The 9923-nt window shown below is 39.7% G+C and carries 8 protein-coding genes; all 8 read left to right on the top strand.

Features of this window, described 5'->3' with window-relative positions; genetic code table 11:
- Nucleotides 1-389 (top strand): acetylxylan esterase (locus QZ565_RS05905; RefSeq protein WP_295526877.1); only part of this gene is annotated, 389 nt, incomplete at its 5' end.
- Between the two features lie 328 nt (nucleotides 390-717).
- The gene (locus QZ565_RS05900) at nucleotides 718-4239 is read left to right on the top strand and encodes an SIALI-17 repeat-containing surface protein (RefSeq protein ID WP_295526874.1); all 3522 of its coding nucleotides are present in this window, start codon (nucleotides 718-720) and stop codon (nucleotides 4237-4239) included.
- A gap of 254 nt (nucleotides 4240-4493) precedes the next feature.
- Complete coding sequence (locus QZ565_RS05895; protein WP_295526871.1) at nucleotides 4494-5192, top strand: N-acetylmannosamine-6-phosphate 2-epimerase; 699 nt, start codon at nucleotides 4494-4496, stop codon at nucleotides 5190-5192.
- Between the two features lie 114 nt (nucleotides 5193-5306).
- On the top strand, nucleotides 5307-6635 hold the full coding sequence (locus QZ565_RS05890; protein WP_295526869.1) for an ABC transporter substrate-binding protein: 1329 nt from the start codon (nucleotides 5307-5309) through the stop codon (nucleotides 6633-6635).
- A gap of 220 nt (nucleotides 6636-6855) precedes the next feature.
- Nucleotides 6856-7722 carry a sugar ABC transporter permease gene (locus tag QZ565_RS05885; RefSeq protein ID WP_161683542.1) on the top strand — a complete coding sequence of 289 codons (867 nt, stop codon included), beginning with the start codon at nucleotides 6856-6858 and terminating at the stop codon, nucleotides 7720-7722.
- 15 nt (nucleotides 7723-7737) lie between these two features.
- Nucleotides 7738-8577, top strand: coding sequence for a carbohydrate ABC transporter permease (locus tag QZ565_RS05880; protein WP_020901679.1), 840 nt, complete (start codon nucleotides 7738-7740; stop codon nucleotides 8575-8577).
- A 226-nt stretch (nucleotides 8578-8803) separates the two neighbouring features.
- Nucleotides 8804-9256, top strand: coding sequence for a YhcH/YjgK/YiaL family protein (locus QZ565_RS05875; protein WP_295526864.1), 453 nt, complete (start codon nucleotides 8804-8806; stop codon nucleotides 9254-9256).
- A 20-nt stretch (nucleotides 9257-9276) separates the two neighbouring features.
- Nucleotides 9277-9921, top strand: coding sequence for a DUF624 domain-containing protein (locus QZ565_RS05870; RefSeq protein ID WP_295526861.1), 645 nt, complete (start codon nucleotides 9277-9279; stop codon nucleotides 9919-9921).
- The last annotated feature ends 2 nt before the right edge of the window (nucleotides 9922-9923 follow it).

Genomic DNA, 9923 nt, shown 5'->3' with positions numbered 1-9923 from the left:
AGAAAACAGTTGCCATCTATCCCTTCTTGTCAGATTTTAGACGAGTGCTTGAGATTGGCAATACCAGTGAAGCCTATGACGAACTTTTCCGTTATTTCAAGTTTCACGACCCCTTCCACGAAACTGAGGAGGAAATCATGGCGACCCTTGCCTATATCGATGTGAAAAATCTTGCCCATCGTATCAAGGGTGAGGTTAAGATGATTACGGGCTTGGACGATGATGTTTGCTATCCTATTACCCAGTTTGCGATTTACAATCGTCTGACCTGCGATAAGGCCTATCGCATCATGCCTGAGTATGCTCACGAAGCCATGAATGTCTTTGTCAATGACCAAGTCTACAACTGGCTATGTGGTAGTGAGATTCCTTTTAAGTATGTAAAATGATGGATGAGAGAGCCCAGTAGCTCTCTTTTTTATTATAAATGTTGAAAGTACTTTTAAAAATATTAAAATATTAAAATATTGCTGAAAGTAAAATCTATTCTATGACAAGCTCGAGATAAACCTATGACTTTATTGTATAATAAAGAAAAAGTCTCTAGGAAAGGAGTGAAATAGCTACTGTTTGGATTGTAGCTAGCTAAATTTTGAAAGAGAGAAGGATAGGGACTCTCGTTTATTAATTACTTTCTTATGTTTTCCTTTGATGGGGAGTAAAAATTTTAAAACAAAAAGAAAGCGCTTTATTTTTTAAAAATGGAAAGGTAGAAAGATGAATCAGAAGAATTTTGAACGAAAACAAAGATATGGAATTCGTAAATTTGCAGTTGGTGTAGCATCTGTAACAATTGGTGCAGTAGTGTTTGGAGTAAATCCTGTATTGGCAAATGAACAAGGAAACTCAACTGTAACTGCTACTGAAAATAATAATCAAGGCTTATCAGAATTACCAAAAGAAGTTTCTTCAGGCAGTCTTGCTCAGTTAGATAGTGAACTAGCTGGAAAATTGGCAACAGCGAAAGATAATGGTGTGGAAGTTGATCAGGATAAATTGAAGAAAAATGAGACTGCTGAAGCAGAGACAACAACTCCAACCAATACACCTGCAGCTGAAAATACACCAGCTCCTGCGGATAAACCAGAAGCAGATTCTGCATCGGCAGGAACTAATAACAAGGAGCAAGATAAAGAAGATGAGGGTGTGATTCCTCGAGATTATTATGCTAGAGACATTGAAAATGCAACTCCAGTAGTAGAAAAAGAAGATGTTGAAACGAATTCTAAAAATGGTCAGCGTGTAGACTTAGCCAGTGAATTAAATACATTGAAGAAACTTCAAAATGCGACCATTCATATGGAATTCAAGCCAGATGCAAAAGCTCCATCATTCTATAATCTATTCTCAGTGTCTAGTGATAAGAAAAAAGATGAGTACTTCACAATGGCTGTTCTCAATAATACAGCCTTAATCGAGGGGCGTGATGCTAATGGAGCACAATTTTATGATAAATATACGGATGCTCCATTGAAAATTAAGCCTGGGCAGTGGAATTCGGTTACCTTTACTGTAGAAAGACCAAATGCAGACAATCCAGAAGGAAAAGTTAGACTTTATGTGAACGGTGTTTTATCGCGTACTAGCTTGAAGTCTGGTAAATTTATCAAGGATATGCCAGATATTACACATGCTCAAATTGGTGCAACAAATCGGGCAGGAAATTCAGTTTGGGGAGCAAATCTACAGGTTCGTAATTTAAGTGTCTATGACCGAGTACTGACTCCTGATGAAGTTCAAAAACGTAGCCAATTATTTGAAAGATCTGATTTGGAGCAAAAGCTACCTGAGGGAGCTAAACTTACTGAAAAACAAGATGTCTTTGAAAGTGGTATGCATAACCAACCAAATAAAGATGGCATCAAGAGTTATCGTATTCCTGCTCTTCTTAAGACAGATAAAGGCACTCTGATTGCTGGTGCAGATGAACGCCGTCTTCATTCAAGTGACTGGGGTGATATCGGCATGGTCGTTAGACGAAGTGAGGATAAGGGGAAGACATGGAGTGATCGAGTAACGATTACAAATTTACGAGACAATCCAAAAGCCTCTGACCCATCAATCGGTTCACCAGTGAACATCGATATGGCTTTGGTTCAAGATCCTGCAACAAAACGAATTTTTTCTATCTATGATATGTTCCCAGAAGGGAAAGGAATCTTTGGAATGGCTGCTCAAAGAGAAGAAGCCTATAAACAAATCGATGGCAAAACTTATCAAATTCTCTATAAAGAAGGCGAAGAAGGTTCCTATACAATACGCGAAAATGGTACAGTTTATACTCCAGATGGGAAAGCAACCGATTATCGTGTTGTTGTAAACCCGGTTAAACCAGCTTATAGCGATAAGGGTGATTTGTATCAAGGGAATCAACTATTAGGAAATATTTATTTCACAAGTAATAAAACGTCTCCATTTAGAGTTGCTAAGGATTCTTATCTATGGATGTCTTACAGTGATGATGATGGTAAGACTTGGTCAGCCCCTCAAGATATTACCCCAATGGTAAAAGCTGATTGGATGAAATTCTTAGGGGTTGGGCCTGGAACAGGAATTACTCTTCATACCGGACCTCATAAAGGTCGAATCATTGTACCTACTTATACAACTAATCAGACCAACCACTTAAACGGTTCTCAATCATCTCGGGTTATCTACTCAGATGACCATGGTAAGACTTGGCATATGGGAGGTGGTGTGAATGACCATCGTACGCTGACTGATGGCACTGTGATTGACTCAAGTACCATGAGTAATTATTATGCTCAAAATACTGAGTCCTCTGTTGTACAATTAAATAATGGAGATCTTAAGCTCTTCATGCGTGGATTAACAGGGGACCTTCAAGTTGCTACTAGTAAAGATGGTGGAGTAACTTGGGAAAATGATATAAGACGTTATGCGGATGTCAAGGATGTTTACGTTCAATTGGCTGCTATTCATACGATGCATGATGGAAAAGAGTATATTGTTCTTAGTAATGCAGGTGGACCAGGACGTTTCAACGGTTTGGTACACTTAGCTCGTGTCGAAGAAAATGGAGAGCTGACTTGGCTTAAGCATAATCCTGTTCAAAGTGGTAAGTTTGCCTACAATTCTATTCAAGATCTCGGGAATGGCGAATATGGATTGCTTTATGAGCATGCAGATAACAACCAAAACGAATATACCTTGTCTTATAAGAAATTTAATTGGGATTTCTTAAGCAAGGATATGGTTTCTCCAACCGAAGCAAAAGTTACACATGCAGTTCATATGGGGCAAGGCATTATTGCCATGGAATTTGATTCAGAAGTATTGGTCAATCAAGCACCAACTTTACAACTTGCCAATGGTAAAACAGCTACTTTTATGACGCAGTATGATACGAAGACTCTATTGTTTACAGTAGATCCAGAGGATATTGGTCAAAAAGTTACAGGCTTAGCAGAAGGAGCTATCGAAAGTATGCATAATTTGCCTGTTTCAGTAGTTGGTTCTAAAATTACTCATGGTGTAAATGGAAGCGAAGCTTCGACAAATGAAGTTCCAGAATTTACGGGTGGCGTTAATGGTGAAGAAGGAGCAGTAACTGAAGAAGCTCCTGAATACAAAGGCCCATTAGCGACAGCAGGAGAAGAAGCACCAACAGTAGAAAAACCAGAATTTACAGGTGGAGTTAATGGCGTTGAGGCTGCAGTAACTGAAGAAGCTCCTGAATATACAGGTCCATTGGCAACAGTGGGAGAAGAACCAGCACCAACAGTAGAAAAACCGGAGTTTACAGGTGGAGTGAATGGAGTAGAAGCTCTTGTAACAGAAATTCCTGAATACACTGGTCCCTTAGCAACAGTGGGAGAAGAGCCAGCACCAACAGTAGAAAAACCGGAATTCAAAGGGGGCGTAAATTCAGTTCTAGCAGCTTCAAATGAGGTTCCGGAATATAGAGGTGGTGCTAACTTTGTCTTGGCAGCTTCAAATGCTCTACCTGAGTATAAAGGAGGTGTCAATGGAGCTGAGGCAGCAATCCATGAAGTGCCAGAGTACAAGGGAGAAACCAAACCAGTCTTAGCAGCTGCAAACGAACGTCCAGCTAAGAAGTTATCTCTTGGACAAGGTGCTACTTATCAAGCACCGGCGGCTAAACAAAATGAGCTTCCAAATACTGGAAGCAAAGAAAATACAACCTTTATTTCTCTAGGATTAGTGGCAGGTCTCTTATCTGTTTTGACATTTGGGAAGAAACGAAAAGAGGACTAGATTAGGTCTTGAATAAAATGAATTTTGCTCATCGTTAATGATAAAAGAGATGGCCCATTTGAAAGATGGCTATCTCTTTTTATCATTTTATATACTGAGCGAATTGAAAATAAGACAGTGCTGAAACTACTTTCAGAAACTGCTGTTCTATAAAATACTTTTGAAACTGAAATCTATTCTACCACAAACTATTGAAAGCGCTTTAAAGATGATATATAATGAACCCATAAGAACAAAGAAAAGGAGGAAAGAGGATGCCACAGATTACTAAAGAAGCCTTGATTGAACAAATCAAAGATGGAATCATCGTTTCTTGTCAGGCCCTTCCTCACGAACCGCTTTATACAGAAGCGGGAGGAGTCATTCCCTTGCTGGTCAAAGCGGCTGAGCAAGGTGGAGCAGTCGGTATCCGAGCAAACAGTGTTCGTGATATCAAGGAGATCAAGGAGGTTACGAAACTCCCGATTATCGGAATCATCAAACGTGACTATCCGCCACAGGAGCCATTCATTACAGCGACTATGAAAGAAGTTGATGAGTTGGCTGAACTAGACATTGAGGTTATTGCTCTGGATTGTACCAAACGTGAACGTTACGACAGTTTGGAAATTCAGGACTTTATCCGACAAGTCAAAGAAAAGTATCCACATCAACTCTTAATGGCTGATACCAGTACTTTTGAAGAGGGTATAGCAGCAGTCGAAGCAGGGATTGATTTTGTTGGAACAACCCTATCAGGTTACACTTCTTATAGTCCAAAAGTAGATGGTCCAGACTTTGAACTAATCAAAAAACTTTGTGAAGCAGGAGTGGATGTCATCGCTGAAGGGAAAATTCATACACCAGAACAAGCCAAACAAATCCTTGGATATGGAGTGCGAGGCATCGTTGTCGGTGGCGCTATTACTAGACCAAAAGAGATTACAGAACGCTTTGTTGCTGGTCTCAAATAACACAATCTAAAAACAGAGGAGAGTGGTGGATGCGTCGGATAAAATGAAAACGTATACAAATGCAATCTTACTCATTATCCAATATGGATACGCTTATCAATTAGGAGAATACAAATGAAATTTAGAAAACTAGCTTGTACAGTACTTGCGGGTGCTGCGATTCTTGGCCTTGCTGCATGTGGTAATTCTGGTGGAAGTAAAGATGCTGGAAAATCTGGTAGCGATAGTGGAAAAACAGAAATCACTTGGTGGGCATTCCCAGTTTTCACTCAAGAAAAAACTGGTGACGGTGTTGGAACATATGAAAAATCAATCATCGAAGCGTTTGAAAAAGCAAATCCAGATGTAAAAGTGAAATTGGAAACCATCGACTTCAAGTCAGGTCCTGAAAAAATCACAACAGCTATCGAAGCAGGAACAGCTCCAGATGTACTGTTTGACGCACCAGGACGTATCATCCAATACGGTAAAAACGGTAAATTGGCTGAGTTGAACGACCTCTTCACAGACGAATTCGTCAAAGATGTGAACAACGAAAATATCGTACAAGCAAGTAAAGCTGGAGACAAAGCTTACATGTATCCAATCAGTTCAGCACCATTCTACATGGCTATGAACAAGAAAATGTTGGAAGATGCTGGAGTTGCAAACCTTGTAAAAGAAGGTTGGACTACTGATGATTTTGAAAAAGTTTTGAAAGCACTTAAAGATAAAGGCTACACACCAGGTTCATTGTTCAGTTCTGGTCAAGGGGGAGACCAAGGAACACGTGCCTTCATTGCAAACCTTTACGGCGGTTCTGTAACAGATAAAGATGTAACGAAATATACAACTGATGATCCTAAATTCGTCAAAGGTCTTGAAAAAGCAGCTAGCTGGATTAAAGACGGTTTGTTGAACAACGGTTCACAATTTGACGGTGGAGCAGATATCCAAAACTTTGCCAACGGTCAAACATCTTACACAATCCTTTGGGCACCATCTCAAAACGGTATCCAAGCTAAACTCTTGGAAGCAAGTAAAGTAGAAGTGGTAGAAGTACCATTCCCATCAGATTCAGGTAAACCAGCTCTTGAATACCTTGTAAACGGATTTGCAGTATTCAACAATAAAGACGACAAGAAAGTTGCAGCATCTAAGAAATTCGTTCAATTCATCGCGGATGATAAAGAATGGGGTCCAAAAGATGTTGTTCGTACAGGTGCCTTCCCAGTTCGTACATCATTTGGCAAAGTTTATGAAGACAAACGTATGGAAACAATCAGTGGTTGGACTAAATACTACTCACCATACTACAACACTATCAATGGTTTTGCTGAAATGAGAACACTTTGGTTCCCAATGTTGCAATCTGTATCAAATGGTGACGAAAAACCAGCGGATGCTTTGAAAGCCTTTACTGAAAAAGCTAACGAAACAATTAAAAAAGCTACAAAACAATAAGCACTAAATCAGATTGACTCCTCCCTTTTCCCTGTGCATAGCCTATGTAAGAAAAGGGAGGATTTTGTTTGAAATGTAAGGAACTGTCACGAAATTAAAATGAAGTTCTTACATAAGCGAATCTTAAAAAATTTCATTTTGATTTTAAAACAGTTTAAGAAAATCAAAAACTATTCTAATTGAAAGAGAGGTGCCGACTGTGAAAGTCAATAAAATTCGTATGCGGGAAACAGTGATTTCCTACGCTTTCCTAGCACCAGTATTATTCTTCTTTGTCATCTTTGTCTTGGCTCCTATGATTATGGGATTCATTACAAGTTTCTTTAACTACTCAATGACTAAATTTGAGTTTGTGGGCTTGGACAACTACATTCGCATGTTTAAAGACCCTGTCTTTATGAAGTCTTTGATCAATACCGTGATTCTGGTTATTGGATCTGTACCAGTTGTTGTTCTATTCTCACTCTTTGTAGCATCTCAGACATATCATCAAAATGCCATTGCCCGTTCTTTCTATCGTTTCGTCTTCTTCCTTCCTGTTGTAACAGGTAGTGTTGCCGTAACGGTTGTATGGAAATGGATCTATGACCCACTATCAGGGATTCTAAACTTTGTCCTTAAGTCAAGCCACATCATCAGTCAAAACATTTCTTGGTTGGGAGATAAAAACTGGGCTTTGATGGCGATTATGATTATCCTTTTGACAACTTCAGTTGGTCAGCCGATTATCCTTTATATCGCGGCCATGGGGAATATTGATAATTCACTGGTTGAAGCAGCCCGTGTTGATGGTGCGACTGAATTGCAAGTGTTCTGGAAGATTAAATGGCCAAGCCTTCTTCCAACAACTCTTTACATCGCAATTATTACAACAATTAACTCATTCCAATGTTTCGCCTTGATTCAGTTGTTGACATCTGGTGGTCCAAACTATTCAACAAGTACACTGATGTACTACCTTTACGAAAAAGCCTTCCAGTTGACAGAGTACGGCTATGCAAACACAATCGGTGTCTTCTTGGCAGTGATGATCGCTATCGTAAGCTTTGTTCAATTTAAAGTACTTGGAAACGACGTAGAATACTAAAGAAAGGAGACAGCTATGCAATCTACACAAAAGAAACCCTTAACAGCTTTCACTGTTATTTCAACTATTATCTTGCTCTTGTTGACCGTGCTGTTCATCTTTCCTTTCTACTGGATTTTGACAGGGGCCTTCAAATCACAGCCTGATACCATTATGATTCCGCCACAATGGTTCCCTAAAATGCCAACCATGGAAAACTTCCAACAACTCATGGTGCAAAACCCTGCTATGCAGTGGATGTGGAACTCTGTGTTTATCTCATTGGTAACCATGTTCTTAGTCTGTGCGACGTCATCTCTAGCAGGTTATGTATTGGCTAAAAAACGTTTCTATGGGCAACGCATTCTATTTGCCATCTTCATCGCTGCTATGGCGCTTCCAAAACAAGTTGTCCTTGTGCCATTGGTACGTATCGTCAACTTCATGGGAATCCATGACACTCTTTGGGCAGTTATCCTGCCTTTGATTGGATGGCCATTCGGGGTCTTCCTCATGAAACAATTCAGTGAGAATATCCCTACAGAGTTGCTTGAATCAGCTAAAATCGATGGTTGTGGTGAGATTCGTACTTTCTGGAGCGTAGCCTTCCCAATTGTGAAACCAGGATTTGCAGCCCTTGCAATCTTCACCTTCATCAATACATGGAACGACTACTTCATGCAGTTGGTTATGTTGACTTCACGTCAAAACTTGACCATCTCACTTGGGGTTGCGACTATGCAGGCTGAAATGGCAACCAACTATGGTTTGATCATGGCAGGAGCTGCCCTTGCAGCTGTGCCAATCGTAACAGTCTTCCTTGTCTTCCAAAAATCCTTCACTCAGGGTATTACTATGGGAGCTGTTAAAGGATAATACTCTGCGAAAATCGAATTCAAACTATGTCAGCGTCACCTTGCCATACTTAAGTATTGCCTGTGGTTAGCTTCCTAGTTTGCTCTTCAATTTTCATTGAGTATAAGAGAATACAGAGTTATAAGTGTCTACAAAATGTTGGGTATTTGTCTACCATAAAGATTTTGTCAGACACTTATAAACTTAAGAATGATTTTAGTTAACTATCAGAAACGAAGGAAAGAGTATGATTTTTGACGATTTGAAAAACATCACCTTTTACAAAGGAATTCATCCCAATCTAGACAAGGCTATCGACTATCTCTACCAGCACCGTAAGGATTCTTTCGAATTAGGTAAGTATGAGATTGATGGGGACAAGGTCTTTCTAGTTGTTCAGGAAAATGTCCTCAATCAAGCTGAAAATGATCAATTTGAGCATCATCAGAACTATGCTGACTTGCATTTGCTGGTAGATGGACATGAATATTCGAGCTACGGTTCACGTATCAAAGACGAGGCAGTAGCATTCGACGAAGCAAATGACATTGGCTTTGTTCATTGTCATGAACATTACCCACTCTTGTTGGGTTATCACAATTTTGCGATTTTCTTCCCAGGAGAACCGCATCAGCCAAATGGCTATGCAGGTATGGAAGAGAAGGTTCGCAAATATCTCTTTAAAATTTTGATTGACTAAAAAAATCAGGAGGAGTAAACATGGCACAAAAAGGAGTAAGCCTTATCAAGGCAGCATTTGATACAGATAATTTTCTCATGCGTTTTAGTGAGAAGGTCTTGGATATCGTGACAGCCAATCTTCTTTTTGTCGTCTCTTGTTTGCCCATCGTGACGATTGGAGTGGCTAAAATTAGTCTCTACGAGACTATGTTTGAGATTAAGAAGAGTAGACGCGTGCCTGTCTTTAAAATCTATCTAAGAGCTTTCAAGCAAAATCTGAAACTAGGTCTTCAGTTAGGTCTGCTTGAGTTGGGCATTGTCTCATTAAGTCTTCTAGACCTCTATCTCTTTTGGGGTCAGACAGCTATGCCTTTCCAAATGGTGAAAGCTATCTGTCTAGGCGTTCTTATCTTCCTCACTATCGTGATGTTGGCTAGCTATCCCATCGCTGCGCGCTATGATTTGACTTGGAAAGAAGTGCTACAAAAAGGACTTATCTTGGCAAGTTTTAACTTTCCTTGGTTCTTCCTTATGTTAGTTATTCTCTTTCTCATTGTGATGGTTCTTTATCTATCCGCATTCACTCTCCTCTTGGGTGGATCAGCTTTTATCCTCTTTGGTTTTGGTTTGCTAGTCTTTCTCCAAGCAGGTTTGATGGAGAAAATCTTCGCCAAATACCAGTAGGA

Source organism: uncultured Streptococcus sp. (assembly GCF_915066115.1).
Classification (GTDB): domain Bacteria; phylum Bacillota; class Bacilli; order Lactobacillales; family Streptococcaceae; genus Streptococcus.
Note: the sequence above shows the minus strand (reverse complement) of the source record. Positions and strands in the feature narration are given on the sequence as shown.